At 75.3% G+C, this 26,912-nt stretch carries 25 protein-coding genes; 9 read left to right on the top strand and 16 right to left on the bottom strand.

What is annotated here, in order from left to right; translation table 11 throughout:
- Together ACWEQL_RS27510 and ACWEQL_RS27505 are read right to left on the bottom strand one after the other, a co-directional pair.
- The coding region (locus ACWEQL_RS27510; RefSeq protein ID WP_452153007.1) for a baeRF2 domain-containing protein at window positions 1–908 on the bottom strand (908 nt) is incomplete at its 3' end.
- On the bottom strand, window positions 845–1,435 hold the full coding sequence (locus ACWEQL_RS27505) for an SRPBCC family protein (RefSeq protein WP_452153006.1): 591 nt from the start codon (window positions 1,433–1,435) through the stop codon (window positions 845–847). The genes ACWEQL_RS27510 and ACWEQL_RS27505, both read right to left, overlap by 64 nt.
- Before the next feature lie 334 nt (window positions 1,436–1,769).
- On the opposite strand from ACWEQL_RS27505, the gene ACWEQL_RS27500 reads away from it, so the two are divergent.
- The 3 genes from ACWEQL_RS27500 (at window position 1,770) to ACWEQL_RS27490 (ending at window position 4,595) form a co-directional block, all read left to right on the top strand.
- Window positions 1,770–3,236 (top strand): aminotransferase class I/II-fold pyridoxal phosphate-dependent enzyme, encoded by a 1,467-nt coding sequence (locus tag ACWEQL_RS27500; RefSeq protein ID WP_452153008.1) that lies wholly within the window; start codon window positions 1,770–1,772, stop codon window positions 3,234–3,236.
- A gap of 46 nt (window positions 3,237–3,282) precedes the next feature.
- Window positions 3,283–3,843, top strand: coding sequence for a hemerythrin domain-containing protein (locus ACWEQL_RS27495; RefSeq protein ID WP_452153005.1), 561 nt, complete (start codon window positions 3,283–3,285; stop codon window positions 3,841–3,843).
- 62 nt (window positions 3,844–3,905) lie between these two features.
- Window positions 3,906–4,595 carry an HAD-IIIA family hydrolase gene (locus ACWEQL_RS27490; RefSeq protein ID WP_452153004.1) on the top strand — a complete coding sequence of 230 codons (690 nt, stop codon included), beginning with the start codon at window positions 3,906–3,908 and terminating at the stop codon, window positions 4,593–4,595.
- 128 nt (window positions 4,596–4,723) lie between these two features.
- Here the strand turns inward: ACWEQL_RS27490 and ACWEQL_RS27485 are convergent, their stop codons facing one another.
- The 3 genes from ACWEQL_RS27485 to ACWEQL_RS27475 all read right to left on the bottom strand — a co-directional run bounded on the left by ACWEQL_RS27485 (window position 4,724) and on the right by ACWEQL_RS27475 (window position 6,842).
- Window positions 4,724–5,182 (bottom strand): SRPBCC family protein, encoded by a 459-nt coding sequence (locus tag ACWEQL_RS27485; RefSeq protein WP_452153003.1) that lies wholly within the window; start codon window positions 5,180–5,182, stop codon window positions 4,724–4,726.
- A gap of 125 nt (window positions 5,183–5,307) precedes the next feature.
- Window positions 5,308–6,039 (bottom strand): GAF and ANTAR domain-containing protein, encoded by a 732-nt coding sequence (locus ACWEQL_RS27480; RefSeq protein WP_452153002.1) that lies wholly within the window; start codon window positions 6,037–6,039, stop codon window positions 5,308–5,310.
- A gap of 59 nt (window positions 6,040–6,098) precedes the next feature.
- Entirely contained in the window at window positions 6,099–6,842 is a 744-nt protein-coding gene (locus tag ACWEQL_RS27475) for a GAF domain-containing protein (protein ID WP_452153001.1), read from the bottom strand.
- 257 nt (window positions 6,843–7,099) lie between these two features.
- Between ACWEQL_RS27475 and ACWEQL_RS27470 the strand changes: the two genes are divergently transcribed.
- From ACWEQL_RS27470 to ACWEQL_RS27460, 3 genes are read left to right on the top strand one after another with little or no spacing between them, the layout of a single operon-like run.
- Window positions 7,100–7,984 (top strand): Rieske 2Fe-2S domain-containing protein, encoded by an 885-nt coding sequence (locus ACWEQL_RS27470; RefSeq protein ID WP_452153000.1) that lies wholly within the window; start codon window positions 7,100–7,102, stop codon window positions 7,982–7,984.
- A gap of 37 nt (window positions 7,985–8,021) precedes the next feature.
- Window positions 8,022–8,672: a HemK2/MTQ2 family protein methyltransferase gene (locus tag ACWEQL_RS27465; RefSeq protein ID WP_452152999.1), complete on the top strand. Its 651-nt coding sequence runs from the start codon at window positions 8,022–8,024 to the stop codon at window positions 8,670–8,672.
- Complete coding sequence (locus tag ACWEQL_RS27460; RefSeq protein ID WP_452152998.1) at window positions 8,656–8,877, top strand: CDGSH iron-sulfur domain-containing protein; 222 nt, start codon at window positions 8,656–8,658, stop codon at window positions 8,875–8,877. Before ACWEQL_RS27465 ends, ACWEQL_RS27460 begins: the two co-directional genes overlap by 17 nt.
- A gap of 8 nt (window positions 8,878–8,885) precedes the next feature.
- Here ACWEQL_RS27460 and ACWEQL_RS27455 read toward each other — a convergent pair whose 3' ends face one another.
- The 10 genes from ACWEQL_RS27455 to ACWEQL_RS27410 all read right to left on the bottom strand — a co-directional run bounded on the left by ACWEQL_RS27455 (window position 8,886) and on the right by ACWEQL_RS27410 (window position 22,378).
- Window positions 8,886–11,306, bottom strand: coding sequence for a SpoIIE family protein phosphatase (locus ACWEQL_RS27455; RefSeq protein WP_452152997.1), 2,421 nt, complete (start codon window positions 11,304–11,306; stop codon window positions 8,886–8,888).
- 64 nt (window positions 11,307–11,370) lie between these two features.
- Window positions 11,371–11,694, bottom strand: a complete 324-nt coding sequence (locus ACWEQL_RS27450; RefSeq protein ID WP_452152996.1) for an STAS domain-containing protein — start codon at window positions 11,692–11,694, stop codon at window positions 11,371–11,373.
- 317 nt (window positions 11,695–12,011) lie between these two features.
- Window positions 12,012–12,500 (bottom strand): ATP-binding protein, encoded by a 489-nt coding sequence (locus ACWEQL_RS27445; RefSeq protein WP_452152995.1) that lies wholly within the window; start codon window positions 12,498–12,500, stop codon window positions 12,012–12,014.
- 100 nt (window positions 12,501–12,600) lie between these two features.
- Window positions 12,601–13,029, bottom strand: a complete 429-nt coding sequence (locus ACWEQL_RS27440; protein ID WP_452152994.1) for a hypothetical protein — start codon at window positions 13,027–13,029, stop codon at window positions 12,601–12,603.
- A 93-nt stretch (window positions 13,030–13,122) separates the two neighbouring features.
- Window positions 13,123–15,468 (bottom strand): SpoIIE family protein phosphatase, encoded by a 2,346-nt coding sequence (locus ACWEQL_RS27435; protein WP_452152993.1) that lies wholly within the window; start codon window positions 15,466–15,468, stop codon window positions 13,123–13,125.
- 31 nt (window positions 15,469–15,499) lie between these two features.
- Entirely contained in the window at window positions 15,500–19,291 is a 3,792-nt protein-coding gene (locus tag ACWEQL_RS27430; RefSeq protein WP_452152992.1) for a HAMP domain-containing protein, read from the bottom strand.
- Between the two features lie 159 nt (window positions 19,292–19,450).
- Window positions 19,451–19,822 (bottom strand): STAS domain-containing protein, encoded by a 372-nt coding sequence (locus ACWEQL_RS27425; RefSeq protein ID WP_452152991.1) that lies wholly within the window; start codon window positions 19,820–19,822, stop codon window positions 19,451–19,453.
- Between the two features lie 170 nt (window positions 19,823–19,992).
- Complete coding sequence (locus ACWEQL_RS27420; protein ID WP_452152990.1) at window positions 19,993–20,988, bottom strand: RNA polymerase sigma factor SigF; 996 nt, start codon at window positions 20,986–20,988, stop codon at window positions 19,993–19,995.
- 494 nt (window positions 20,989–21,482) lie between these two features.
- A complete protein-coding gene (locus ACWEQL_RS27415; protein ID WP_452152989.1) occupies window positions 21,483–21,950 on the bottom strand; it encodes an ATP-binding protein in 468 nt (155 codons plus the stop codon).
- Window positions 21,947–22,378, bottom strand: a complete 432-nt coding sequence (locus ACWEQL_RS27410) for an STAS domain-containing protein (protein ID WP_452152988.1) — start codon at window positions 22,376–22,378, stop codon at window positions 21,947–21,949. The genes ACWEQL_RS27415 and ACWEQL_RS27410 overlap by 4 nt, the downstream gene beginning before the upstream one ends.
- A gap of 230 nt (window positions 22,379–22,608) precedes the next feature.
- On the opposite strand from ACWEQL_RS27410, the gene ACWEQL_RS27405 reads away from it, so the two are divergent.
- The 3 genes from ACWEQL_RS27405 (at window position 22,609) to qcrB (ending at window position 26,296) form a co-directional block, all read left to right on the top strand.
- On the top strand, window positions 22,609–23,208 hold the full coding sequence (locus tag ACWEQL_RS27405; RefSeq protein WP_452152987.1) for a DUF6328 family protein: 600 nt from the start codon (window positions 22,609–22,611) through the stop codon (window positions 23,206–23,208).
- On the top strand, window positions 23,177–24,367 hold the full coding sequence (locus ACWEQL_RS27400; protein ID WP_452152986.1) for a carboxylate-amine ligase: 1,191 nt from the start codon (window positions 23,177–23,179) through the stop codon (window positions 24,365–24,367). Before ACWEQL_RS27405 ends, ACWEQL_RS27400 begins: the two co-directional genes overlap by 32 nt.
- Before the next feature lie 276 nt (window positions 24,368–24,643).
- Window positions 24,644–26,296 (top strand): cytochrome bc1 complex cytochrome b subunit, encoded by a 1,653-nt coding sequence (gene qcrB / locus ACWEQL_RS27395; RefSeq protein WP_452152985.1) that lies wholly within the window; start codon window positions 24,644–24,646, stop codon window positions 26,294–26,296.
- A 99-nt stretch (window positions 26,297–26,395) separates the two neighbouring features.
- Here the strand turns inward: qcrB and ACWEQL_RS27390 are convergent, their stop codons facing one another.
- Entirely contained in the window at window positions 26,396–26,770 is a 375-nt protein-coding gene (locus ACWEQL_RS27390; protein WP_452152984.1) for a hypothetical protein, read from the bottom strand.
- Window positions 26,771–26,912 lie beyond the last annotated feature (142 nt).

Raw genomic sequence — 26,912 nt, 5'->3', positions numbered from 1 at the left:
GCATGCTCGTCGAGCTGACGGCCTCGGGTGATCGCGGGCTCTACCACAACCTCAACTCCTTCCGGATCGGCGCCGTGCTCGCCGGGGCGGCGGCGGGCGGCCCGGAAGCGGTCGAGGACGCCGTTCACCCGCTCGGCGACGTGGCGGCGCCAGGCCAGGGTGAGCCGTTCGTCGAGCGGTCCGGCGGAGGTGCCGGGGTTGCGGGCGCCGCCGTCGATCTCGGCGGTGAGGGGCCGCAGTCCGCTCGGCAGGCGTTCGTGGACGCTGTGGCGTTCGCGCGGGTCGCCGGTGAGGACGATCATCCGGGACTCCCCGTCGCCGTCCGCGGCCAGCCGGGCGGCCTGGGTGGCGATCTCCTCGGCGATGATGTCGGCGGTGCGCTCCCAGCCGTTCTCCACCCGGTGCTGGTAGTGCCATTCGTAGCGGTCGGCGGGGATGGAGCGGTGGCCCCGGCCCTGCCATCCGCGGCCCTCGGCCTGCCCGACGGGGATCCGCTCGTACGGGGTGCGCAGCTCCAGGTCGGCGCCGGTGCGGTCGATGTAGGCGACCAGGCAGTGCGGCTCCTCGTCGCGCAGGGCGAGCAGCGGGGCGGTGTGCGGCAGTGGCGTCCAGTGGGTCTCGACGGTGGTGGGCGCGCCGGTGAGCGGCAGGTCGAGGACGACCTCGCCGTCGGTGGCGAACAGGGCGCGGCCGGCCGGCGCGTGCGAGACGGGTTCGGCGCGCAGCCGGTCGAGGACGGCCGTGCCGGTGGCGGCGGGCGCCCCCTGGGCGGCGAGGGCACGGGCGGCGGCCCGGTCGCGCAGGTCCTGCTGGGCGGCGGCGTCCTCGGTGCTGCGGGAGGTGTTCAGGTAGACGGACGCCCACGGGCCCGGGTGGGCCAGGAGCGGGGAGAGGAAGGCGAGTTCCATGCGTATCCTCCGGTGGACTCGGCCGGGACGGGACGCCACCGGCCGGGGCGGACGCCCCTGGGGCGCACCGGGGTCGCGGTGACCGGCGGGGCGTCGGGGGCGAACGGGGTCTCCAGGGTCTCCAGGGCGCGCTTGAGCCGGCGCAGGCCGCGCCGGCAGCGCAGTCCGAGCAACCCGAGGGCCCCGGCGAGGCCGCCGAGGACGCCGGCGGGGTAGACCGCCAGGGTCAGGTCGGCCCGGGTGCGCCAGGGGCCGAGCGGGCGGAACGTGAACACGCCCAGGTGGTCGGACCGTCCCTCCACGGTCAGCCAGGTGATCAGCCGGTCGGGGACGAGGTCGACGATCTCGGTGACGAAGTCGTGGCGGCGCCCCGCGGACCGCACCCGCCACCGGTGGCGGCGCCCGTCGATCCGGGTGACCCGGTCGACGCCCGCCAGCACGTACGGGAAGTCCTCGAAGCGCCTGATCCGCTCGTAGGCGAGGCGGACCGGTACGTCGATGTCGACGGATTCCTTGATGATCGCCATCTCGCCTCCTCAGCCATCGACATACCGGCACGCTCGCGCCTGCCCCGATTCCGCCGGCCCGAACGCGCGGCGGGCGGGGAATCCGGATCGGCCTCCAGGAGGCCGGCGACGTGGTGGATCACCCCGGCGCGGGCTCCGCCCCCAACCACGCGTGTTGCCGTCACAGCGCGTGCCGCCGTCGCAGCGCGTGTTGCCGTCACAGCGCGTGCCGCCGTCGCAGCGCGTGTTGCCGTCGCAGCGCATGTTGCCGTCGCAGCGCATGTTGCCGTCGCAGCGCGTGACAAACCCGTCCGGCCGGGGGTTCGGGCGGGCGGTGCCGGGCAGCCGCTCCGGCATGGACCACTCCCGCGCACCCGTACTCGAAGCCCTCGCCGACCACCAGGAGGAGGGCCGGCTGGCCTACACGCCACCCGGCCACAAACAGGGCCGCGGCACCGATCCGCGCGTACGGTCGGTGCTCGGCGGCCGCCTCTTCGAGGCCGACGTGCCGGCCACGGCGGGCCTGGACGACCGGCGTTCCTCGCAGGGGATCCTGCGGCGCGCCGAGGAACTGATGGCCGACGCCGTCCACGCCGAGCACACGTTCTTCAGCACCTGCGGCAGTTCGCTCTCGGTCAAGGCCTCGATGCTCGCGGTCGCCGGGCCGGGCGAGGAGCTGGTGATCGGCCGCGACCTCCACAAGTCGGTGGTGTCCGGGCTGGTCCTGGCCGGCATCCGGCCGGTCTGGACCGACCCCGAATGGGACCCCCGGCTGCACTTCGCCCATCCCCCGTCCGCCCACGCGTACGCCCGGGCCCTCGCCGCGCACCCGGACGCCAAGGGCGCGCTCGTCACCAGCCCGACCCCGTACGGCGCCTGCGCCGACCTCGCCGGGCTCGTGGCGGTCTGCCACCGGGCCGGCGTGCCGCTGATCGTCGACGAGGCGTGGGGCGCGCACCTGCCCTTCCACCCCTCGCTGCCGACCTGGGCGATGGACGCGGGCGCCGACCTGTGCGTGACCTCCGTCCACAAGACGGGCTCCGGTCTGGAGCAGGGCTCGGTCTTCCACCTCCAGGGCCGGCTGGTCTCCCCCGAGGTGCTGAGGGCCCGCGCCGACCTGCTGGGCACCACCAGCCCGTCGGTGCCGGTGCTCGCGGCGCTCGACGGCTGGCGCCGCCAGATGGTCGAGCACGGACGGGAGATGTACGACCACGCGCTGCGCCTGACCGCGACCACCCGGCAGCGGATCGATCTGATCCCGGGCCTGCGGCTGTACGGGCGCGCCGAGTTCTGCGCGCTGCACCGGGCCGCCGACTTCGACCCGCTCCAGTTGGTCGTCGACGTGGCCCGGCTGCGCACCGACGGCTACCAGGCCGCCGACTGGCTGCGCTCGCACCACCGGATGGACCTGCACCTGGCGGACCACCGCCGGATCAGTGCGCAGCTCAGCCTGGCCGACGACCGCACCACGGTGGACGCCCTGGTCACGGCGCTGCGTGATCTGGCCGACCACGCCGAGGAGTTGCGGCCCGCGGCGGAGGTCGAGGTGCCGGACCCGGCCCGGCTGCGGCTGGAGCAGGCCGCGCCGCCCCGGGAGGCGTTCTTCGGCCCGGCCGAGGACGTGCCGGCCGACCTCGCCCCCGGCCGGGTCTGCGCCGAGATCCTGACGCCCTGTCCTCCGGGCGTGCCCGCCGCCCTCCCGGGCGAGCGGCTGAACGAGGAGGTCGTCGCGTACCTGCGCTCGGGCCTGGCCGCCGGCATGGTGATCCCCGACGCGACGCACCCGAAGCTGGACACCTTCCGGGTCGGCGCCGCGACCTAGAACCCCGAACCACAGGGGAGGATCGGCCCGTCCCCAGGGAGGCGACATGACCACCACGGGTGGACTGCTGGGCGAACTGTGCGCGGAGCACCGGGCGTTGGAGGCGTTGATGCGCCGGCTGGACGCCGTCCGGGTGGACCGCCGGCTCCCCGCCTCCGAGCACCTCCGGCTGCTGGCACAGCTGCGCGAGGTGCTGGAGGCGCACCTCGCCGCCGAGGACGCGCGGCTCTACCCGCTGGTGCGCCGCCGGGTGCCGGGTGGCCAGGCCCTGGCGGACGTGGCGGGGCACGCGCACACCGCCATCGCCGAACTGGCCCGCCGGGCCGCGGATCCACGCGCCGACGCCGTCGAACGGGACCGCGCCACGGCCGCGCTGCTGGTCGTGCTGCGTGCCCACCTCGCCAACGAGGACGAGCGGCTGTTCCCGGCGCTACGGATGTGCGTCCCCGCCCGGGAGTTGGCCGGGACGACCGCCGGGCCCGCGGCGGTCGGCGGCCCGCCACGCACCGCCCCGGTGTGGGGTCTGCCCCCGGGCACCGGCGCGATCGGCGCCGTCCGCGACCGGATCACCGGTCACGACACCACCGGGCGGCCCGACGGCCCGTGAGGAACCCCGACCGGGCCGGTCCGAGCGGTTTCGCGGGACCTCCCCCGGATACCCGCAGGAGTATGGCCTACCTCATCGAAGCCCTGCCGACCGTCCCCCTGACACGCCCGACCGGCGACCGTCCGGCGGGCGGCGGCGGGCCCTGGCTCTCCGGCCACCCGGCCCTCGCCGCGGCCGGGGCCGGGGCCAGTGGCGGGACCGACGCCGCCGGACCGGTCGGCGCGGTGCTGTTCGGCCGCGACGGGACTTTGATCCAGGACGTGGCCTACAACGGCGATCCCGGTCTGGTGCACCCGCTGGCCGGCGTCCGGGCGGCCCTGGCCGCGCTGCGGGCGCACGGGGTGGCGCTGGGCGTGGTGTCCAACCAGCCGGGCGTGGCCCGCGGCGTGATCGGGCGCGAGCAGGTGGAGACCGTCCAGGCGCGCACCGAGGAACTGCTCGGCCCGTTCGCCGTGTGGGCGGTCTGCCCGCACGGCCCGCACGAGCACTGCGACTGCCGGATGCCGGCGCCGCGGCTGGTCCTGGAGGCCGCCCGGCTGCTCGGCCTGCCGCCCGCGCGGGTCGCCGTGGTCGCCGGCACCGATCCCGTTCTGGAGGCGGCCCTGACCGCCGGCGCGCACGCCGTACGGGTCCCGGACCCGTACGGCCCGTACGACGACCCCCGTACCCCCTGCGCCCTCGCGCCCTGTCCGCTGGTGGCCGGCCCCGAGCAGGCCGCCCGGCTCGTCCTGGGCGGGGGCGGACGGACCTGACCCCGTACGCGGACGGGCCCGGCCCGCGCACCCCACCCCACCCCACCGCACCGCCCCCGCGACCCTGATCCGGCCGCGGGGGCGGTGCGGTGCGACGTGTGCGACTGCGACGTGTGCGACGTGGTGGATCAGACGGGGCTGATGCGGCCGCGCCAGCCGCCCTCCTCCTGCCCCCGGTGCTCGATGTAGTCCTTGAAGCGGTCCAGGTCGCCGGTGACCCGGCGGCCGACCATCCCGAGCATGTCCCCGGCGCGCTCGACCATGCCCTCGGGCTCGAAGTCGAGGGCCAGGTGGATCCGGGTGTGCCGGTCGTCGAGCCGCTGGAAGGTCACCACGCCCTTCTGGGTGACGTCGCCGTCGACGGTCCGCCACGCGACCCGCTCGTCGGGCAGCTGGTCGACGATCTCGGTGTCGAACTCACGGGTGACCCCGCCGATGCTGGTCCGCCAGTGGTTGTGGCGGTCGTCGAGCTGGGTGACCGACTCGACGCCCTCCATGAACTTCGGGAACTCCTCGAACTGGGTCCACTGGTTGTAGGCGGTGTGCAGCGGCACGTCCACGTCGACCGACTTCTGCACCGTGCTCATCTCGCGACCTCCTCGTCCGGATGCCGCCGGGCCTGCCCCGGCTACCCCGCGCCTGCCCGGACGAGAACGGGTCAATCCCCCCGTACGACCCCCGTACGACCCCTGTACGGCCCCCTCGAACGGACTCAGCCGGTCGGGTCCAGCACGTCCCGCGCCGACAGCAGGCCGCCGACCAGGGAGCGGGCGGTGTCGGCGGCGCCGGTGCCGGAGTCACGGGCGTGGGCGCGCAGCAGCTGGAAGGCGGCGTCCATGTCGATCCCGCCCGCCTCGGCGAGCATGCCCTTGGCGCGCTCGACCGCGGTGCGGTCGGCGAGGGCCGACCCGATGTCCTCGGTGACGGCACGATCCCGGTCGTGGTGGCTCTGCAGCAGGGCGAGCACGGCGAGGTCGGCGAGCGGCTGCGCGAAGTCGGCGCCGTCCCGGCCGACCTCGCGGCCGGGCAGGACGTGGAACAGGTTGAGCGCGCCCACGGTCCGCCCGCGCAGGCGCAGCGGTACGGCCCGCACCGAGTGGAAGCCCAGGTCCAGCGCCGTGGGGGCGAACCGCGGCCAGCGCTCGCGCGCGCCGTCGAGATCGGGTTCGACGACGGGCTCCCCGGTGCGGTAGCAGTCCAGGCAGGGGCCCTCCTCCAGGCTCACCTGGAGGCTCTCCAGGGCCCGGACCCGCTCGCTGGAATAGGCGACGTCGCGCAGCCTGCCGCGCGGGTCGGCCACGACGATGCCCGCACCGGACACCTCACCGAGCGCCACGCAGGCCTCGGTGAGCCGGTGCAGGTAGTCGACGGGGTCGTAGTCCGGTCCGACCAGCGCCCCGGTCAGCCCGGCGAAGGCCTCGTTCGCCCGCGCCTCGCGGCTCATCGCCGTCTCCCTCTACTCCTGTGGCCAGGCTACGCCCGCCCGGGACGGCCGGTCATCCGTCATCGGTCCTCCTCCGTGAAGCGCAGCCGCCGGTCGACCACCTCGCGGGCGATCTGGTCGATCTCGCGGTCCTGGGCGAAGGCGTGGGCCCGCAGCCGGGCCAGCGCCTCCGCGGCCGGCACCCCCAGCTGCACCATGACCATGCCGACCGCCCGGTCGACCTGGACGCCGTCGTACGGCGGGTCGTCGATCCAGGGCCGGGCCCGTTCCCCGTTCTCCTCGGCCACGACGTTCTCCTCCGCCACGAAGGAGCCGACCACGGCGAGCGTGACGGTGGTGGCGGCGGCCTGGACGTCGGCGACCTCCGCCAGGGAGAGCGTGCCGGGAGCGGTGCGGTAGAGGCCGAGGATCCCGATGCAGACCGCCCCGAGGTGCAGCGGGAACGCGAACAGGGCGCGCAGGTCGCCCGTGCCCCGACGGGCCACCAGGTCGGCGCTCAGCACGGGCCAGCGGACCTCGTCCGCCGCGAGCAGGTCGGGCGCCAGCACCGGCCGGCGGGTGCGGAAGGCGTCCACCGCCGGCCCCTCCCCTAGGGTGAACTGGCGGCCCTCCAGCCGTTCGGCGCGGGTGTCGCTGGCCCAGGTCCCGGAGCGGTGGCCGGTGTCGGCCATCAGGGTGATCGAGGCGGCCTGCACGGCCAGCGCGTCGACGCAGGCGGCGCAGAGCCGCTCCGGCAGCGAGACGGTCCCCTGGCCGTTGACGGCCTCGGCCATGAGCTGCGCGATCCGGGTCAGATCGCTCATTCGACGGGCCTCGTTCTCGGCGGCTGGACGGTGGCGCGGGCGGCGGGCGGCGCACGGGGCCCGCGCACCGGGGCGTCCGGGGGCCTCCGGAAGGAGGGGCGCCGGTGCGATCCGGTCCCGGGATCCCGGGGCACCGACCGGGGGTTCGGTCCCGCTTCCCGGCGCGTCTACCCCGCGACGGCCCGTCCACACCGGGATCCGCGCAGCCGTCCGCCCGGCCCGGGTTTGGGCGGCGGGGGTCGGGCTAGCCGCCCGGTATGGACATCTCGCAGACCTCACCGTGGACCCGGCGGCTGCGCGACGCGCTGGACGCGCCCGCCCGCTGGGAGTTCCTCGACGCACCGGCCCGCCCGCTGCGCTCCACCGTGGCGCGGCTGCCGCTCGGCCCGTACCGCGACACCCTGCACGGCGTCTGGCTCGGGCACCCCCTCCATCCGGCGCTGGTCCAGCTGCCGCTCGGCTGCTGGACCTCGGCGGCGCTGCTCGACCTCACCGGCGGCCACCGGAAGGCCGCCGGGCTGCTCGTCGCCGCCGGGCTCGCCGCCGTACCGCCGACCGCGCTCACCGGCTGGGTGGACTGGGCCGAACTCGACCCGCCCCGGCACCGCACCGGGCTGGTGCACGGCCTGGCCAACACCACCGCGGCCGCCCTGTACGGCGCCTCGCTGTACGCCCGCTGCCGCGGCCACGACCGGCGCGGACGCGTGCTCGGCCTGGCCGGGCTGGCCGTGGTGACGGCCGCCGCCGCGCTCGGCGGGCACCTGGCGTACCACCTGTCCGCCGGCCCCAACCGGGCGGCGGCGGTGCCGCTGCTGGCCGACCCGGACTGGGTGACCCTCGGGTCGGCGGCCGACTTCCCGGCCGGCGAACCGGTCGGGCTGATGGCCGGGCAGCTGCCCGTGGTCGTGATCCGCACCGGCGAGCGGTTCACCGTGCTGGCCGGGCGGTGCAGCCACCTGTCCGGCCCGCTCGCCGAGGGCGCGGTGGTGGACGGCTGCCTGCGCTGCCCCTGGCACGGCAGCGAGTTCCGGCTCGCCGACGGCCAGGTGGTGACCGGCCCCGCGACCGCCCCGCAGCCCCGGTTCGACACCCGGGTGAACGACGGGCACCTCCAGGTCCGGCTGCCCGCCGACACCCGGTGAGCCGTTTCCCCCCAGGGTGACCGGGCAGCCGCCCGGCATGCGACTGATCAGAGCCCCGGGCGTCTACCGGCCCCAGGACGACACCCACCTGCTCATCGAGAACCTGCGCCGCGAACCCCTCACCACCGGCTCCCGCGTCCTCGACCTGGGCACCGGCACCGGCGCGGTCGCCCTGGCCGCCGCCGGTACGGGTGCCCGGGTCACCGCCGTGGACGTCTCCGGCCGGGCACTCGCCAACGCCTGGCTCAACACCCGGCTGCACCTGCGCCGGGTCCGGCTGCGCCGCGGTGACCTGCTGCGCCCGGTCACCGGCCGGGTCTTCGACCTGATCACGGCCAACCCGCCGTACGTCCCCGCCGCCGACGGCGGACCGCCCCGGGGCGCCGCCCGCGCCTGGGACGCCGGCCGGGACGGGCGGCTGCTGCTCGACCGGATCTGCGGTCAGGCGCCGGCGATGCTCGCGCCCGGCGGGGTGCTGCTGCTGGTGCAGTCCTCACTCGCCGGCATCGGGCAGACCCTGGCCGCGCTGCGCCGGGCCGGCCTGCGGACCACGGTGGCCGACCGGCGGCGCCTGCCGTTCGGACCGGTGATGACCGCGCGGGCGGGACTGTTCGAGGAACTCGGCCTGATCCCGCGGGGGCGGCGCGAGGAGGTCCTGGTGGTGGTGCGCGGTGTCCGGCCCCGCTGACCCGGTCCGCGTGCGGATCACCCCGGACGGCCCGCTGCTGGTGGAGGGACCGGTGGAGATCACGCTGCCGGACGGCACGGTACGGCGCTCGGACCGCCCGGTGGTGGCCCTGTGCCTGTGCCGCCGCAGCCGCCGCTACCCGTTCTGCGACACCAGCCACCGCCGGCGCAGGCCCCGCCGCACGCTGATCCGACGCGAATTATGAGACACGGCCTAACCCACCCGCGCCACCAGCACGCAGGTGTCGTCCCGCGGGTCCGGCCCGCCCAGACGGCCCGTCAGGTGGGCCACGCACCCCGCCGCGTCCGTCCCCTCCGGGCACTCCTCCGCCACCCGCAGCAGCCTCGCCAGACCCTCGGAGAGCGGGGTGCCGCGCGGACGCAGGAGGCCGTCGGTGAAGAGCAGCAGGGTGTCGCCGGGAGTGAGCGCGAGCCGCTCCGAGCGGTACCCGGCGTCCGCGGCGGCGCCCAGGACGGGGCCGGGCGGGCGTTCGAGGAGCGCCGCCCGGCCCTCGCGGAGCAGGACGGGCGGCAGGTGGCCGGCGCGGGCCCAGGTGAGCGTGCGGGAGGCGGGCGCGTAGTGACCGCAGAGGACGGTGGCGATGTACTCGCCGTCCTGGTGGCAGACCATGGCGTTGAGGTGGCCGAGCGTCTCGGCCGGGTCGGTGCCCGCGTACGCGAGGCCGCGCAGGGCGTGCCGCAGCCGGGCCATCCCGGCGGCGGCGCGCAGTCCGTGGCCGCTGACGTCACCGACGGCGAGCAGCAGCCGCCCGTCGGGCAGCGGGAGGACGTCGTACCAGTCGCCGCCGATCCGCGGTCCGCTGCCGGCGGGCAGGTAGCGGACGGCGAGGTCGAGCCCGTGGCCGGCCTGGTCGGCGGCGGGCGGGATGTCGAGCAGGGCCTGCTGGAGGGCGCGGACGGCGCGGTGCTCGGCGTCGGCGCGGCGGCGCTGTTCGGCGAGCTTGGCGCGGGTGCCGGCCAGGGCCTGTTCGGTGCGGCGCCGGCCGGTGACGTCCTGGAGGACGCCCCGGACGGCCCGGACCCCGCCGGTGGCGGTGCCGCCGCCGACGCTCTCGGCGGTGGCGCGGAGGGTCCGGACGGGCCCGGGTTCGGGGAGGGTGTCGAACTCCAGGGCGGCCTGCCGCTGTCCGGCGAGCAGCCGGGCGGCGAGCAGGCGGACGGCCGCCCGGTCGCGGGGCGCGACCCTGGAGAGCGCACGCTCCGGGGTGGGCGTGCCGCGGGCGTCGAGCCCGAGCAGGTGGAGGGCGGTGGCGGAGCAGCCGAGGACGGTGTCGCCGGCCGTCCACCGGAAGGCGCCGAGCCCGGCGAGCCGCTGGCCCTCGGCGAGCTGTTCGGTACGGCGTCCCCGGTCGTCGTCGTGGGCGCGCCAGGTGAGCAGGACGCCGTCGAGGAAGGGCGTGGCCCGCACCGCGAGGGTCGCGGTGTGCCGGACCCCGCCGACGACCTCGGCGATCCGCGCGGCCGGCTCCTCGTACGGGACGCCGGTGGCGGCGACGTCGAGCAGGTGGGAGAAGGTCCCGGCGGTGACCATGCCGGGGTAGAGCTCGCTGAGGCGGCCTCCGGCGAGGTCGCGGTCCCCCCGGCCGGCGAGGTCGACGGTGGCGGCGTTGGCGTGCTCGACCCGCAGGTCGGTGAGGGCGCCGCCCTCACCGCGGACGGCGGTGAGGATCAGCACGGGGTCGTACAGCAGATCGATGACGGACCGGAACCAGTGCTCGCCGCCGGGGACGGCGAGCCCGGGTTCGCCGTTCCCCGGTGAGGTGACCCGGAGCAGGTGGCCGGCGGCGAGCCGGCCGATGGCGTCGAGGTAGCGGGTGGCGCCGCGGGCGTGCCCGGCGGAACCGTCCCAGCCGAGGCCGAGGGCGCCGACGATCCGCTCGCCGCGGCGCAGCGGTACGGCGCAGGCGGTGCGGCCCGGCAGGACCCGGTGCGCGTCGGTGGCGTCGGTGTCGGACTCCCAGACGGTGGTGCCGTGGTGGGCGGCCGTCATCAGGGGGACGGCGGTCTCGGGCGGGATCCGCTGCCACTGGCTGACCCGCCGGGGCGGGATGCCGTGCGCGCCGACCAGGCGCAGGGCGCCGTCGGGTTCGAGCAGTCCGAGGGCGACGGCGGTGACGCCGAGGGGGGTGCCGGCCACGTCGTGCAGGTACCGGGCGAGCTCGTCGGGCGTGTCGGCGTCGGCGAGCGCGGCGGCCACCAGGTGGTAGACGGCGGCGAGCCGGGAGACGGGATCGAGCCGGGTGGGCGCCCCGGCGGGGGCGGCCGGGGTCGGGGGGCTCCCGAGGTCCGGAAATCCGCCGGGCGGGCCGTCGGCGTCGACCTCGGCGCCGGTGTCGGTATCGGTGTCGGTGTCGGCCTCGCCCTCGGGCGGCGCAGCCGTGCCGAGCAGTCCGGCGGCGAGGTCGACCAGCTTGCGGTTGGTGTCCTGGGAGAGCCGGACGAGGTGCCCGAAGGCCTCCTCGGGGGTGCAGCCGAGGCGTTCGGTGAGCAACCCCTTCGCCTGTTCGATGACGGCCCGGCTGCGCATGGCCCGGCGCAGGCCCTCGACCTCGGCCCGCAGCCGGTCGACGGCGTCCTGGAGGACGACCACCTCGGCGGCCCGGTCGTCCGTCATGAGCACCGCCTGTCCTTTCCTGAACACGCCGCTCCCCGAGCACGTGCCCGTCCGCTCCGGGGCTTCAGGCGCACGCCGAGGGGACGTCCGGGTACAGCGGCAGCAGCGCCCCGACCCCGGTGAGGTCGATGAGGTCGCGGACCACCGGCGCCGGGCCGGCCAGGTGGACCTGCCCGTCGGCGGAGCGGGCCCGGCGGGCGGCGCCCAGCAGCGTGTTGAGACCGCTGGAGTCGACGAAGGTGACGGCGCTGAGGTCGACCACCAGCCGGACGACCCCGCTGCCGACGACGGCGTCGAGCAGCCGCCCGGTGTCGGGCGCGCTCCAGTCGTCCAGGTCACCGGCGAGCGGCACCACTGTCCACCCGTTGACCTGCGGGAAGTCCTTCATGCCCGGGGTTCCTCCGTGGGCACCTCCCCGGACGTTTCCGGGGTCGTCTCCAGGCTAAGACCGACCGGCAATAGAGGGGTGGGTGAAGGAGCGGGTCGAGGGCCGAGTCCGGGCGGGGCCGACGAAGGAGCCATGGCGGAGCCCTGGTGACCGAGGAGAAACCGTCCGGGCGACAGCCATCGGCCCGCGACGCCGCACCCCTATTGCCGGTCGGTCTAAGTCCTGGGCCCGTCCGGCGGGCCGGTGGCGTACGGTCGGGGCCGGTGGCGGCAGGGCCCGGACAGCTCGTGGCACGTGTGGCTCGCGATCCGCGCGGCTCACGGGGGCGGGCGTACCTCGAACCAGACCGTCTTGCCGGCTCCGTGCGGCTGCCAGCCCCAGCGCAGCGCGAGCACGGCGAGCAGGCGCAGCCCCACGCCGCCCGGTTCCTCGGGTCCGCGCCGCGGACGGGGGCGAGGGGGCATCGGGTTGGCGTCGCTGACCTCCACGCGCAGGCCCCGTGGCCGGCGGATCAGCGCCAGCTCCATGGGTGCGCGGCCGTGCCGGCAGGCGTTGGTGACGAGTTCGGAGACCAGCAGCACGGCCTCGTCCCGGGTGGCGGCGCCGGGGCTGCGCCGGCCGAGCGGACCGGCGCGTCCCGGCCAGTCGGCGAGGACGGCGCGCGCGAGCGCCCGGCACTCGGCGACCATGCCGGGCCGGCCCGCGAGCGGCAGCCGGACCGCGCGTGGGACGGCGGTACCCGCGCCCCGGCGGGTCCCCTCGTGGGTACGGCCGGCGCGGTGGCCTTGCTGCGGGCCGCCCGGCATGCGGTGACGCCTCCTTCCGTGGTGTTCGCGTCGTCGGTGTCGTCGATGGTGTCGGTGTCGTCGATGGTGTCCGGGTGCTGGTGGTGGGCCGGTGTACGGGTCAGTGGCCGAAGAGGTGGCGCAGCCGGTGACGGCTCTCCGTGGCGCTCGGGATGCCACGGGCGTCATGGTCCCGGGCCTCCCGGGCCGGCGCGGGGTCGGCAGCGGACGGGTCGGCGGCCCGCTCGACGGGCGCCCGCCGCTCGGCGTAGGCCGGTTCGGGTGCGAGCGGCGCGGTGCCACCCTCCGTGGCCGTCAGCGCCCTGCGCCGCCTGGTCCGTACGCGGGAGAGCGCCACCATGGCGCAGCCGAGGCAGAAGACCAGGGCTAGCGCGAGGCCGGCGAGGAAGATGCCGAGGGCGTCCATGGTCGCGAGCTCCTGGCCCAGGACCGTCGCCCGGTACTCCGGCCCGCCGGCGAGGTTGTCCGCGATCAGCAGCCCGGTGAAGGCTCCGGCCCCGGCCAGCAGGAGTAGTCCGAGGATCAGCATGGCGACGTCCTTTCACCGCTCGTCCGGTCACCCCCGAGGCCCGCGTCTACCCGGCGGCCCGGCCGCCAACCATGGACGCGCCCGCCGAAGGGCTCATCCGGCCATCACCGCGATCAGGCAGGTGTCGTCGTCGGTGTCGGCCGGGCTCAGCTCCAGCAGCCGATCCAGGTAGCCCTCCAGGTCGGTGCCGGGCACGCCGGCCGCCCGGATCAGCTGGTGGACGGACTCCTCCACCGGCCGGTCGCGCCGCTCGACCAGGCCGTCGGTGTAGAGCAGCAGGACGTCGCCGGTGCGCAGCCGCAGCACGTGCTCCTCGTACTCGGCGTCGTCCATCGCGCCGAGCAGGATGCCGTGCGGCAGCGGCAGCACGTCGGCCCGCTCGCCGGCGAGCAGGACGGGCGGCAGGTGGCCGGCCCTGGCCCAGTGCAGGGTGCCGTCGGCGGGGTCGTAGAGCGCGCAGACGGCGGTGGCGGTGACCTGGCCGTGTTCGCGCAGGGCGACGGTGTTGGCCCAGGCGAGCAGCCGGGCGGGGCCGGCGCCGGTGACGGCGAGGCCGCGCAGGGCGTGCCGCAGGGCGACCATGCCGGTGGCGGCCTCGACGCCGTGCCCGGCGATGTCGCCGACGGCGAGCATCACCCGTTTGTCGGGCAGCAGCAGTACGTCGTACCAGTCGCCGCCGACCCGGTCGCGCTGGGCGGCGGGCCGGTAGCGGACGGCGGCGTGCAGGCCGGTGGCGCCGAGCGGCGGTGGGGTGGGCGGCAGGATGGCCTGTTGGAGGCGCAGGGCGAGCTGCCCGCGCTCGGCGGACTCCTGCTCGCTGTCGGCGAGCCGGGCCCGGGTGGCGCCGAGGGCGACCTCGGTCCAGTGCTGGGCGGAGACGTCGCTGTAGGCGCCGCGGACGGCGGTGAGCCGGCCGTGGGCGTCCAGGACGGGCTCGGCGACGACCCGGGTGTAGCGGGGCCGGCCCTCGGGGCTCAGCAGCCGGAACACGGCCGAGGAGGGGCGGTGGCGCAGCTGGACGGTGTCGAGCAGGCGCCGGACGGCGGGTTCGTCGTCCGGGTGGGCGTGGCCGGCGAGGTCGGCGAGCGGGACGGGTTCGGCGTCGGGCGGCAGTCCGTACAGCTCGCGCAGGCCCTCGTTCCAGAGGATCCGGCCGGTGGCGGTGGACTCCTCGAAGCCGCTGACCCGGGCGAGCCGCTGGGCCTGCTGGAGGAGGACGGTCTGCCGGTCGGGACCGGTGGCGAGGCGCCAGGTGAGCAGCAGGCGCCGGCCGAGCGGGGCGGCGGCGAGGCGGACGGCCGCGGGCAGCGGGTCGCCCCCGGTGCCGGTGCGGAAGGTGAGGTCGAGGTGTTCGCCGTGGACGGTCTCGCCGCCGCGGTGGGCCTCCAGCAGCCGGGCGTAGAGTCCGGCCGCGCTCGCGGTGGGGTAGGTCTCCAGGAGGGAGGCGCCCTCCAGGTCGGCGCGGGCGCGGCCGAGCGGGTCGGTGAAGTACTCGTTGGCGCGGACGATGCGGAAGTCCTCGACCCGGCCGTCCCCGCCGGTGACGGGTTCGAGCAGCAGGGCGGGGGCGAGGATCCCGTCGAGGGCGGCGGCGACGGTGTCGTCCTCGACGGCGGCCGGCGCGGCCCCGGCCGGTTCGGAGGCGGCCGGTTCGGGGGCGTTCGGGGCGGTCGGCGTCGGGGCGGTCGGCGTCGGGGCCGCGAGCAGGGTGGTGCAGAGGTCGGCGACGGCCCGGAGCTGGCGGTGCACCGAGGTGCCGAGTCCGGGCTCGGGGGCGGAGGCGGGCCAGAGGAGTTCGAGGGCGCCGATCCGCCGTCCGCCGTCGAGCAGCGGGAGGACGGCCCGCCGGGCGCCGGGGCCGCCGATGCCGGGGGCCGTGGTCGGGTGCCCGGGCCACTGTTCGGCGCCGGTGCGCACCGCGAGCTGGGCGGGGACGTTCACGCCGGGCGGGATCCGGCCCCAGCCGTCGGTCTCGGTCTCGGGCAGTCCGGCGTGCGCGGCCAGCGCGAGGGCGCCGCCGGGCGCCGTCCGCCAGACGGCCACGGCGTGCGCGCCGATCGGGGCGGCGACCTGGTCGAGCAGGGTGCGGACGGCCTCGCCCAGGTCGTGGGAGGCGGCGAGGGAGGGGCCGGCGTGGGCGAGCGGCGCGGGCCGGTACGGGCCGGCCTCGTCGGGCCGGGGTGTTCCGGTGAGGTCGGCGGCGAGCGCGACGGGCGTCGTACCGGCGTCGCGGGCGAGGCGGACGAGCTGGGCGGCCGCCTCGGTGGGCGGGCAGTGCAGCCGTTCGGCCAGGACGCCGGTGGCCAGGTCGAGGATTGCGCGGGTGCTCTCCTCGGCGCGCAGCCGGTCGAGGGCGCGCTGGAGGCGTCGGACGGTGGCGGCCAGGGCGCGGGCGGTGTCCGTGCGCTCGCCGGGGCCGGGGCGCCGCCTGCCGCTCATCACGGCTCCGGCAGGCCGGTGGTGGAGGACGTCATCGGTTCTCCAGGAGGGTGCGCATCCGCTGGAGCAGGTCCGGGGTGTCGACGGGTTTGGTGACGTGGTCGTCGGCGCCGGCGGCGAGGCTCTTGGCGTGGTCGCCGGGCATGGCCTTGGCGGTGACCGCGATGACCGGGGTGCGGGCCAGCCGTTCGTCCCGGCGGATGGCCTCGATGGCGGCGTAGCCGTCGAGTTCGGGCATCATCACGTCCATCAGGACGAGGCCGGTCTCGGGGTGGGCGCGCAGGGTGTCGAGCCCGGCCCGGCCGTTGGCGGCGTGCAGGACCCGCAGTCCGCGCTCCTCCAGGACGGCGGTGAGGGCGAAGACGTTGCGGATGTCGTCGTCGACGATCAGGACGGTGCGCCCGGCGAGCACCCGGTCCTCGGGCCCCGCAGGCGTGGTGGGCCCGGTCGGCACGAGGTCGGCGTCCGGGTCGGCGGTGACGGCGTGCCGGGCGGTCTGCGGCGGGAGGACGGGCCGGTCGAGCAGCGGCAGGTGGAAGGTGAAGCGGCTGCCCTCGCCGACGGTGGAGCTGATGGTGAGGGTACCGCCGAGCAGCCGGGCGAGCTCGCGGCTGATGGACAGGCCGAGGCCGGTGCCGCCGTAGCGGCGGCTGGTGGTGCCGTCGGCCTGCTGGAAGGCGCCGAAGATGGTGTCCAGGTGGGCCGGGTCGATGCCGATGCCGGTGTCCTCGACGTGGAAGGCCACGGCGGCGGTGTGGTGGCCGAGTTCGACGGGCACCTCCGCCCCGGCGGTGCGCTCGATCCGCAGGTCGACCCGGCCGTGGTCGGTGAACTTGACCGCGTTGGAGAGCAGGTTGCGCAGCACCTGGCGCAACCTGGCCTGGTCGGTGGTGAGTTCGGCCGGCACGTCGGCGTCGAGGTGGACGGCGAAGTCGAGCTGCTTCTGGTCCGCCAGCGGCTTGAAGGCGGACTCGACGTACTCGACCAGTTCCCGGACGGGGAAGGCCTCGGGGCTGAGTTCCATCTTCCCGGCCTCGACCTTGGACAGGTCGAGGATGTCGTTGATCAGCTGGAGCAGGTCGGAGCCGGCGGAGTGGATGACACCCGCGTACTCGACCTGCTTGGCGCTGAGGTTGCCCTCGCTGTTCTGGGACAGCAGCTGGGCGAGGATGAGCAGACTGTTGAGCGGGGTGCGCAGCTCGTGACTCATGTTGGCCAGGAACTCCGACTTGTACATCGAGGTGAGGGTCAACTGCCTCGCCCTCTCCTCCAGTTCCTGCCGGGCCTGTTCGATCTCCAGGTTCTTGGCCTCGATGTCGCGGTTGCGTTCGGCGAGCAGTGCGGCCTTCTCCTCCAACTCGGCGTTGGACCGCCGAAGTTCCTCCTGGCCCTCCTGCAACTGCTCGGACCTGGCCTGGAGTTCGGCGGTGAGACGCTGGGACTCGCCGAGCAGTTCGTCGGTCCGGGCGTTGGCGAGCAGGGTGCCGATGTTGACGCCGCAGGACTCGGCGAACTGCTCCAGGAAGTCGCGGTGGATCGGGCTGAAGGGGTGTACGGAGGCGAACTCCATCGCGCCGAGCAGCCATTCCTCCAGGGCGATCGGCAGCACGACCAGCGAACGGGCGTCGCCGGCGCCGGTCCCGGAGCTCACCGTGGCGTAGCCGGGCGGCAGGTCGTCGACGATGACGGGCCGGCGGCTGCGGGCGGCCTGGCCGACCAGGGACTCGCCGAGACGCAGGCGCAGCGGGGGCGCGTCCGGCGGGCGGCCGTAGGAGCTGATGAGGGCGAGTTCGGTGCCGCCGGTGGTCTCCTCCGCGAGGAAGAAGGCCCCGTACTGGGCGCCGACCAGCGGGGTCAGCTCGTCGGTGATCAGCTCGGCGACGGCGCGGATGTCGCGGCGGGCCTGGACGGCGCCGGAGAGACGGGCGAGGTTGGTCTTCAGCCAGTCCTGTTCCTGGTTGGCACGGGTGGTCTCGCGCAGCGAGCCGACCATCGCGTTGATGTTGTCCTTGAGGTCGGCGACCTCGCCGGAGGCGTCGACGCTGATGGAGCGGGTGAGGTCGCCGGCGGCGACGGCGCTGGTGACCTCGGCGATCGCCCGGACCTGACGGGTGAGGTTGCCGGCCAGGCCGTTGACGTTCTCGGTGAGCCGCTTCCAGGTGCCGGAGACGCCCTCCACCTCGGCCTGGCCGCCGAGCCGGCCCTCGCTGCCGACCTCCCGGGCCACCCGGGTGACCTCGGCGGCGAAGGCGGAGAGGGTGTCGACCATGGTGTTGATGGTGGTCTTGAGCTCCAGGATCTCGCCCCGCGCGTCCACGTCGATCTTGCGGGTGAGGTCGCCCTTGGCCACCGCGGTGGTGACCTGGGCGATGTTGCGCACCTGGCTGGTGAGGTTGTGCGCCATGGAGTTGACGTTCTCGGTGAGGTCCTGCCAGGTGCCGGCGACGCCGCGGACCTGGGCCTGGCCGCCGAGGATGCCCTCGGTGCCGACCTCGCGGGCGACCCGGGTGACCTCGTCGGCGAACGCGGACAGGGTGTCGACCATGGTGTTGATGGCGTCGGCGAGCGCGGCGACCTCGCCCTTGGCCTCGACGGTGATCTTGCGGGAGAGGTCGCCGCGGGCGACGGCGGTGGCCACCGCGGAGATCGAGCGGACCTGGCCGGTGAGGTTGGAGGCCATCACGTTGACGTTGTCGGTGAGGTCCTTCCAGGTGCCGGAGACGCCCCGCACGGTGGCCTGGCCGCCCAGGTTGCCGGCCGTGCCGACCTCGCGGGCCACCCGGGTGACCTCGTCGGCGAACGCGGAGAGCTGGTCGACCATGGTGTTGATGGTGGTCTTGAGCTCCAGGATCTCGCCCCGGGCGTCCACCCGGATCTTCTGGGTCAGGTCACCACCGGCCACCGCCGTGGTCACCTCCGCGATCGACCGGACCTGCGCCGTCAGGTTGTCGGCCATGACGTTGACGGACTCGGTCAGGGAGCGCCAGGTGCCGGAGACGTCGCGGACGTCGGCCTGGCCGCCGAGCCGGCCCTCGGTGCCCACCTCCCGGGCCACCCGGGTCACCTCGTCCGCGAACGCCGACAGCTGGTCCACCATCGTGTTGACGGTGTTCTTCAGCTCCAGGATCTCGCCCCGCGCGTCCACCCGGATCTTCTGGGTCAGGTCACCACCGGCGACCGCCGTGGTCACCTCCGCGATCGACCGGACCTGCGCCGTCAGGTTGCCCGCCATCGCGTTGACCGAGTCGGTCAGGTCGCGCCAGGTGCCGGCCACCGCGGGGACCTGCGCCTGGCCGCCGAGCCGGCCCTCGGTGCCCACCTCCCGGGCCACCCGGGTCACCTCGTCCGCGAACGCCGACAGCTGGTCCACCATCGTGTTGACGGTGTTCTTCAGCTCCAGGATCTCGCCCCGCGCGTCCACCTCGATCTTCTGGGTGAGGTCGCCGCGCGCCACCGCCGTGGTCACCTGGGCGATGTTGCGCACCTGCCAGGTGAGGTTGCCCGCCATCGCGTTGACCGAGTCGGTCAGGTCCAGCCAGCTGCCGGAGACCTCCGGGACCTGCGCCTGGCCACCGAGCCGCCCGTCCGTGCCGACCTCCCGGGCCACCCGGGTCACCTCGGAGGTGACCCGGGCCAGCTGATCGGTCATGCCGTTGTAGACCGTGGCGATCTCGCCCAGCACTCCGGGCCGGTCGGCGGCCAGCCGCCCCCGGAAGTCGCCGTCGCGCACGGCGATCAGCCCGGCGAGCAGCTGGCGCAGCGCCTGCTCGGCGGACTCGCCGTCCACGGCGTCGGTCACCGGTTCCACCGGGAGGTCGTCCATGCGTCCCACCGTCCGGATCGGCCCCTGCCGAAGCCGGGCCGCCCTTCTCCACCGGGCGGCCACGACCCCGAGGGGCGGGCTTGCCGTCCCAGTCCCACTCTGCCACCGGACAACATGACTGGAGATATCGGCGGAAAACCGGGCAGACCGACCTGCGGATCAGGCCACCGGCGGTGCCGCGTCGTGGACGTGGAAGGCGTCGGAGGCGCCGGTCAGCTCCAGCATCCGCAGCACCATGGCGCGCGGGCGGGCCAGCTCGATCCGGCTGCCGTGCTCCAGGGCGCGGCTGCGGGCGCGCAGCAGCAGGTTGAGGCCGGTGGAGTCGCAGAACTCCAGCTCCCCGCAGTCGATCACCAGGACGGTCCCGGGGGTGCCGAGCGCCACGTCCACGGCCTCGCGCAGGGCGGGGACGGTGTCGATGTCGAGCTCTCCGCGCAGGGTGAGCAGGACGCCCTCGGCCCAGACCCGGCTCTCCACGACGAGGCCGCCGGCCTCGGCCGGGGTCTCCTCGCGCCGCGTACGACGTCTCATCGGGCCGTTCCTCCCGCCCGCGTCGGTGTCCTTCCCACGATAGGCCGGGCGCACCGTTCGCACCCGGTCGGGTACTCCCGGGGCCCTCATGGCGCGGGTTTCCACCCCGGGGCGCGGCAAACCCCGGCCGCCCGGAAGGCTCCGGGCGGCCGGGGTTCACGTGCGGTCGATCAGCTCGCGGCGGGCGGATCGGACCAGCCGGGCGCGTCGCGGTCCTCCAGCTGCTCGCGCAGCAGGGCCAGCGTGCTCGACAGCAGCCGGGAGACGTGCATCTGGGAGACGCCGATCCGGTCGGCGATCTCCGACTGGGTGCAGCCGCCCCAGAACCGCAGCTCCAGGACCCTCTGCTCGCGCTCCGGCAGCCGGCCGAGCAGCGGGCGGACGGCGGTGCGGAACTCCACCAGCTCCAGGTCGGGGTCGCACTCCCCGAGCCGGTCCAGCAGGGCGCTGCCGCTGTCGTCGGCGTCCTGCTCCCGCAGGGAGTCCAGCGAGTTGGGCCGGTAGACCCGGCCGGCGACCAGGCCCTCGACGACCTGCTCGACGCTGAGGCCGAGGTCCTCGGCGAGTTCGTCGGGGTGGGGCAGCCGGCCGAGCTCCTGCTCCAGCCGGTCCGAGCCGCGCACCACCGTGAGGTACAGCTCCTGCATGCTGCGCGGCACCCGTACCGGCCAGGAGGTGTCCCGGAAGAACCGCTTGACCTCACCGGCGATGGTGGGGATGGCGTACGTGACGAACTCGACGCCGCGCCCGGGGTCGTAGCCGTCGACCGCCTTGATCAGTCCGATCGTGCCGACCTGGAGGATGTCCTCCATGGCCTCGGAGCGGTGCCGGAAGCGGGCCGCGATGAAGCGGACCAGCGGCATGTTGAGCTCGATGATGGTGCCGCGCACGTAGCTGTGGGCGTGGCTCTCGGGGGCGAGGGCGGCGAGGCGCTCGAACAGCGCGTCGCTGAGCTCGCGGGCCTCGGCCTTGCCCATGGTGCGCAGCTGCTCGTCGGTCGGGCGGGGCGGCAGGTCGGCCGGCAGCCCGGACGAGGGCTGCGGCCCGCGGTCGTCGCGCACGGCGCCGGGCTCGTCGCGCACGGCGTCCGGGTCGTCGCGGACGGCGCAGGCGAGGGCGGTCCCGGACGGACCGGTGGCCGGGATGGTACGGGGGTGAGGGGACACGACTCGCTCCTCGGCGAGTGGGGCGTGCGCGACGGCGCGGGAACGTCGTCCGCGCGCCGTCCGGGGGTACGCCCCGGGGAGTGGGCCGGTGCCCGGCTTCTTCAGGCGGCGGCCTCGATGACACCTCGGGTGCTCGACGGCACTCCGGGTGCGGAGCGCGGGCGCTGGCCACGACCGCTCCGTCCTGTCTCCTACCCACCTGCCCCGGGGGAAACCCCCGCGTCCGGCGCGACCTGGTTTGCGGCGGACGGTCCGGGTAGACGCCGCCGAAGGCCCCCGTACGCAGGAGGTGTGCGCCATGACAGTCCCCGCTCCCCCGGATCCGGACACCGTGCCGTTCCCGCCGCGTGAACCGCACCCCGTTCCCGGGCCGGACGGCCCCGACCCGGTTCCGCCGCCGCCACCCCTGCCGGACCCCGACCCCGCGCCGCCGCCGCAGCCCGAGCCGCACCACTGAGCAGGTCACCTGATCCGCTCGGGGAGCCGGCCGACGGTCAGCGTTCCCCGACCAGGACGCCCAGCGGGGCGGCCACCTCCAGCCAGACGGCCTTCCCGCCGTCCACCGGTTCGGTGCCCCAGCTGCGGGCCAGCCGGGAGACCACCCGCAGGCCGTGCCCGCCGGGCCGGCCGGGTTCGCCGAGCGGTCGCAGCCGGGGCACCACCGGGCTGGCGTCCAGCACCTCCACCCGCAGCCGCGCCGGCGTGCAGCGCAGCCGCAGCTCCAGCGGGCCGCCGGCGTGCAGGCAGGCGTTGGTGACCAGTTCCGAGATCATCAGCAGGACGTCGTCGGCCGCGGCCAGCCGCTCCTCGTCCCACTCGCCGTCCACCGCTTCGTCCGGGGCGGGCAGCCAGTGCCAGTCGAGCAGCGCCCGGCGGCCGAACTCGCGGCAGCGGCCCACCGCGCCCTCGCTCCCGTTCAGCCGCAGGCTACGGGTGCGCGCACCGGTTCCGGCCCCGTTCACGGTCGCCCGCCCGTCTCCCCGCCGTGGGGGCGGACCAGTGCCGCCGCCAGGTCCGGGTGGACGCGGAGCACCGTGTCGGCGCCGGTGATGTCGAAGAGGCGGGCGACGGCGGGCCGCAGTCCGGCCACCTCCAGCCGCAGGCCGTCCTCCTCGGCCGCGAGCCGGGCCCGCAGCAGGATGTTGAGGCCGGTGGAGTCGCAGAAGCCGACCTCCGCGAAGTCCACCAGGACGCGGACGCTGCCGGGCGGGGCGGGCCGCAGGAGGGCGCCGCGCAGTTCGTCGGCGGTGTCGTGGTCGATCTCGCCGGCGGGGGACACCACCCGGGTGTCACCGGCCTGGCGCACCGAGACGGTGAGCCGGGGCCCGGTCCCGTCGGCGCGCGCCCGTTCCGCCGGGTCCTGCGCCCCCGCTGCCGATTCCCGCGCCATGGCCGGCTCCAGCTCCGTTCGCGACGGCGCCCTGCCGTCCCGACCATGATGCCGCGCCGACCCGTCGCGCGCCCGCGTCAGAGGCGCGCGACCGCTGCCGAGCGGGCAGGACGTGGCGAGCTGCGTACGTTCCACGGCCCGGCGTTTGCCCTGGCCCTGGACGGTTACACGTCCCCGGTGGCACCGGGCCGACCACAACGCCGGGGCTGTCCCGTTCGGAGGTGAGACGCGTGGTCGTACGGACCTCCGACGAGCGCCGCCCGAGCGATCGGACCGGTCGGACCGGGCGCCAGGAGTCGCCCGAGGAACGCGCCGACCGGCGCTGGGGCGATGTGCTCCAGGAGGTCCGGGTGGCCCAGACCGGCTCACAGATCCTGTTCGGCTTCCTGCTGAGCGTGGTGTTCATGCCCCGCTTCGAGGGCCTCCCCGGCTTCGACCAGGGCCTGTACGTGGTCACCGTCGTCCTGGGCGCGCTGGCCACCGGGGCGCTGGTCGCCCCGGTCTCGTACCACCGGGTGGTGGCCGGTCACCGGCTGAAGCCACAGCTGGTCGACACCGCGGCCCGGCTGGTCCGCGGCGGGCTGGTGCTCCTGGCGCTGACCGTCGGCTCCGCGCTGCTGCTCCTGCTGCGGGTGGCGACCCACGGCTCGGTGGCGGCCTGGGTGATCAGCGCCGTGGTGATGGGCTGGTTCGCCCTGTGGTGGCTGGTGATGCCGCTGCGGCACCTGCGCCGCCACAACGGCAACGGCCACGGCGACTGTTACGACGACGCGTACGGCTACGGCCGGGGAGACGGCGATGGCGATTTCGACGGTCACCGGACCCGCTGAGCACGGACGGCCCGCGGTGGGCGCCCGGTCCACCGCTGCGACCCCACGGCCCCCGCGGGTGCCGACGATCGGGGTGGAGGAGGAGTTCCTGCTGGTCGACCCGCACACCCGGGCCCCGGTCGAACGCGCCCCCGAGGTGATCGCCGCTGCGGCGACGGTGCTGGGCGACCGGGTCCAGGCCGAGTTCTTCCCCGTCCAGGTCGAGGTCTGCACCCGTCCCGCCGGCCGGCTGGCGGAGCTGCGCGCCGACCTCGCCGAGCTGCGCCGGGTGGTCGGCGCGGCCGCCGCCGACGCGGGGTGCCGGCTGGTCGCCTCGGGCACCCCGGTGGTGTCCGACCGCCGTCCCGGCCGGGTCACCGACACCCCGCGCTACCACCGGATGGCGGCCCGGTACGCGACGGTCCTGGACGGGTACGACGGCGCGCTCTGCGGCTGCCACGTCCACCTGGGCACCGTGGACCGCGGTCAGGCGCTGGAGCTGGGCGGCCGGCTGCGGCCGTGGCTCCCGGTGGTCCAGGCGCTCGCCGTCAACTCGCCGTTCAGCGGCGGGCGGGACAGCGGCTTCGCGAGCTGGCGGTCCGTCCAGTGGGCGCGCTGGCCCACCGTCGGCCCGGCCCCGGTCCTGGACGAGCCGGGGTACGAGGCGCTGGCGGACGCCCTGGTGGCCTCCGGGGTGCTGATGGACCGTCGGATGATCTACTGGTACGCCCGCCCCTCCGAGCACGTCCCCACGCTGGAGGTGCGGATCGCGGACGTCAACGCCGACCTGGACACCGTGGTCCTGCTGGCCGGCCTGCTGCGCGGGCTGGCGGCCTCGCTGCTGGACGACGCGCCCGCCGGCGGGCCGCTGCCCGAGCTGTCCTGCGGGCTGCTGGGCGCCGCCCACTGGAGCGCGGCCCGGCACGGGCTGGCCGGCGCCGGCGTCGACCCGGCGACCGGACGCCCGGCCCCGGTGGCCGCCCTGGTCGACCGGCTGGTCGACCTGGCCACCCCGGGCCTGCGCGCGGCCGGCGACCTCGCCGAGGTCCGCACGGGCCTGGCCCGGCTGCGCCTGCTGGGCAGCGGCGCGGCCCGCCAGCGCCGTACCTACCGCCGCCGGATGCGGCCCGCGGACGTCGTCGACGAGCTGGCGGAGCTGACCCTCGCCGTCGACGGGTGAACGGCCGTCCGGGGCGCCGTCCCGGACCCCGCGTCAACCCGGCCCACCCGACACGACCCGCCGAAAGGGCCCGATGGACGTGCAAGGGCGCCCCGCTGGCGACAGCATGACAGGGTAATCGGTCCATCACTGTCAGCAATGCCGTACCGCGGTGGACAGCGGCCGCCGGAACCCCGTCGGCCCCGCATCGAGAGGTCCCATGATCACATCACTCTGCCGGCCGGCTCCGTCGGCGGGCCCCGAGCACGGCAAGCGGCGAACGCCCGGGAGTGCGTCGTGAGCGCCCGCGAGCAGTCCCGCACCACGCCCCCCGCCAGCACCCGCGCGGCGCCGGCGAACAAGGCGGAGGCCGTCGCGGACTGGACCGACGGCCGGCTGGGCATCTACGCCCTGGCCAAGCCCAACCTCCGCAAGATCTTCCCGGACCACTGGTCCTTCATGCTGGGCGAGATCGCGCTCTACACGTTCGTCATCATCATCCTGACCGGCGTGTGGCTGACCTTCTTCTTCGTCCCCAGCATGGCCGAGGTCACCTACGAGGGGAAGTACGTCCCGCTGCAGGGCGTGCTGATGTCCGAGGCGTTCGCCTCGACGATGGCCATCAGCTTCGACATCCGCGGCGGCCTGCTGATCCGTCAGATCCACCACTGGTCGGCGATCGTGTTCGTCGCCGCGATGCTGGTGCACATGATGCGCGTCTTCTTCAACGGCTCGTTCCGCAAGCCGCGCGAGCTGAACTGGATCTTCGGCGCGCTGCTGCTGTTCCTCGGCATGTTCGACGGCTTCATGGGCTACTCGCTGCCCGACGACCTGCTCTCCGGCACCGGCATCCGGTTCATGGAGGGCGCCATCCTGGCGGTGCCGATCATCGGCACCTACCTGATGTTCTTCATCTTCGGCGGGCAGTTCCCCGGGCTCGTGATCATCCCCCGGCTGTTCACCGTGCACATCCTGCTGATCCCGGGGATCATGCTCGGCCTGCTGGCCGCCCACCTGATCCTGGTCTTCTACCACAAGCACACCCACTACGCGGGCCCCGGCCGCCACAACCGCAACGTCGTCGGCATGCCCCTGATGCCGGTCTACATGGCCAAGGCGGGCGGCTTCTTCTTCCTGGTGTTCGGCGTCGTCGCGGCGATGTCCGCGATCGCCACCGTCAACCCCATCTGGTTGTACGGGCCCTACCGGCCGGACCAGGTCTCCACCGACGCCCAGCCCGACTGGTACATGGGCTACTCGGAGGGCCTGATCCGCGTCATGCCGGGCTGGGAGATCGGCCTGTGGGGACACACGCTCAACATGGGCGTGTTCGTCCCACTGATGATCTTCCCGCTGGTGCTGGCGGCGATCTGGTCCTATCCGTTCGTGGAGGCCTGGATCACCGGCGACCGGGGCGAGCACCACATCGCCGACCGGCCGCGCAACGCGCCGGTGCGCACCGCCTTCGGCGCGGCCTGGATCAGCGAGTACCTGGTGCTGCTGGCCGGTGGCGGCAACGACCTGATCGCCACCCACTTCCACCTGTCGATCAACCTGATCACCAACGTGGTGCGGGTCGGCTTCTTCGTCCTGCCGGTGATCGTCTTCATCATCACCAAGCGCTGGTGCCTCGGTCTCCAGCGCCGCGACAAGGAGAAGGTGCTGCACGGCCGGGAGAGCGGGGTCATCAAGCGCCTGCCGCACGGCGAGTTCATCGAGATCCACACCCCGCTGAACCAGGGCGACCGGCACAAGTTCACCGCCCACCACCAGGAGCCGGTGTTCGAACTGCCGGCCGAGGTGGACGAGAACGGCGTGGCCCGCAAGGCGGGGCTGCTCACCCGCGCCCGCGCCAAGTTCTCGCGCGGCTTCTACGGCGAGGGCGGCCAGATCGCCAAGCCCACCGCCGAGGAGTACCAGGAGATCACCAGCGGCCACGGCCACCACTGATCCGCTCCGCGACCGCCGGGGCCCGCCGCACGGCGGGCCCCTTCGCGTTCCCGGGCGCGCTGCCGGTGATGTGCCACCGGGCGCTCCACCGGTGGCGCGCTACCGCCGCAGGGCGAACGCCAGCACGGCCAGGGCCACCGAGGCGGACATCACCAGGAAGCACAGCGCCGCCCAGCGGGCGCAGATCTCGCGGCACTCGCGCCGGTAGCGGGCCGCCAGGCGCTTGCACCGCTCCACCGCCCGGTCCACCACCTCCTCGGCGTACCGCAACCGCTCCTCGGCGTACGCCTCCTGGATGCCGGCCCGGTCCTCCGGCGGGAGCCAGCCGAAGCGGCCGGCGAACGCGGCGGCCTCGCGCTCGGCCGCGGCCACCTCGGCCTCCCAGGCCAGGAAGCCCTCCAGGCGCGCGATCTCCACCCGGGTCTCGCGCCGACGCGGGTTCCGCGCGCGCGGGGGACGCCGTCTGCCAGCCATGACCGTTCCTCGTTCCCTGTCCCGGACGCCCCGCAGCGGCCGCCGTCCGGCCGGCCCGGACATCCCTCCGTGCGACTGGCCAACTACTACCAGTCACCGTCGCCGCGCCGACATCCGACGCGCCGGGCCGCGGGTGGGCGGG

The sequence above is a fragment of the Kitasatospora sp. NPDC004240 genome (assembly GCF_053603215.1).
This window is presented reverse-complemented; position numbering and strand designations above follow the sequence as displayed.

Coding starts and splice junctions, on each gene's coding strand:
- ACWEQL_RS27390 (WP_452152984.1), bottom strand. CDS start 26,770: ATGGCTGGCAGACGGCGTCCCCCGCGCGCGCGGAACCCGCGTCGGCGC.
- ACWEQL_RS27450 (WP_452152996.1), bottom strand. CDS start 11,694: ATGAAGGACTTCCCGCAGGTCAACGGGTGGACAGTGGTGCCGCTCGCC.
- ACWEQL_RS27455 (WP_452152997.1), bottom strand. CDS start 11,306: ATGACGGACGACCGGGCCGCCGAGGTGGTCGTCCTCCAGGACGCCGTC.
- ACWEQL_RS27480 (WP_452153002.1), bottom strand. CDS start 6,039: ATGAGCCGCGAGGCGCGGGCGAACGAGGCCTTCGCCGGGCTGACCGGG.
- ACWEQL_RS27435 (WP_452152993.1), bottom strand. CDS start 15,468: ATGAGCGGCAGGCGGCGCCCCGGCCCCGGCGAGCGCACGGACACCGCC.
- ACWEQL_RS27500 (WP_452153008.1), top strand. CDS start 1,770: ATGGACCACTCCCGCGCACCCGTACTCGAAGCCCTCGCCGACCACCAG.
- ACWEQL_RS27470 (WP_452153000.1), top strand. CDS start 7,100: ATGGACATCTCGCAGACCTCACCGTGGACCCGGCGGCTGCGCGACGCG.
- ACWEQL_RS27485 (WP_452153003.1), bottom strand. CDS start 5,182: ATGAGCACGGTGCAGAAGTCGGTCGACGTGGACGTGCCGCTGCACACC.
- ACWEQL_RS27430 (WP_452152992.1), bottom strand. CDS start 19,291: ATGGACGACCTCCCGGTGGAACCGGTGACCGACGCCGTGGACGGCGAG.
- ACWEQL_RS27440 (WP_452152994.1), bottom strand. CDS start 13,029: ATGCTGATCCTCGGACTACTCCTGCTGGCCGGGGCCGGAGCCTTCACC.
- ACWEQL_RS27400 (WP_452152986.1), top strand. CDS start 23,177: ATGGCGATTTCGACGGTCACCGGACCCGCTGAGCACGGACGGCCCGCG.
- ACWEQL_RS27425 (WP_452152991.1), bottom strand. CDS start 19,822: ATGAGACGTCGTACGCGGCGCGAGGAGACCCCGGCCGAGGCCGGCGGC.
- ACWEQL_RS27505 (WP_452153006.1), bottom strand. CDS start 1,435: ATGGCGATCATCAAGGAATCCGTCGACATCGACGTACCGGTCCGCCTC.
- ACWEQL_RS27490 (WP_452153004.1), top strand. CDS start 3,906: ATGGCCTACCTCATCGAAGCCCTGCCGACCGTCCCCCTGACACGCCCG.
- ACWEQL_RS27465 (WP_452152999.1), top strand. CDS start 8,022: ATGCGACTGATCAGAGCCCCGGGCGTCTACCGGCCCCAGGACGACACC.
- ACWEQL_RS27495 (WP_452153005.1), top strand. CDS start 3,283: ATGACCACCACGGGTGGACTGCTGGGCGAACTGTGCGCGGAGCACCGG.
- ACWEQL_RS27475 (WP_452153001.1), bottom strand. CDS start 6,842: ATGAGCGATCTGACCCGGATCGCGCAGCTCATGGCCGAGGCCGTCAAC.
- ACWEQL_RS27410 (WP_452152988.1), bottom strand. CDS start 22,378: ATGGCGCGGGAATCGGCAGCGGGGGCGCAGGACCCGGCGGAACGGGCG.
- ACWEQL_RS27445 (WP_452152995.1), bottom strand. CDS start 12,500: ATGCCGGGCGGCCCGCAGCAAGGCCACCGCGCCGGCCGTACCCACGAG.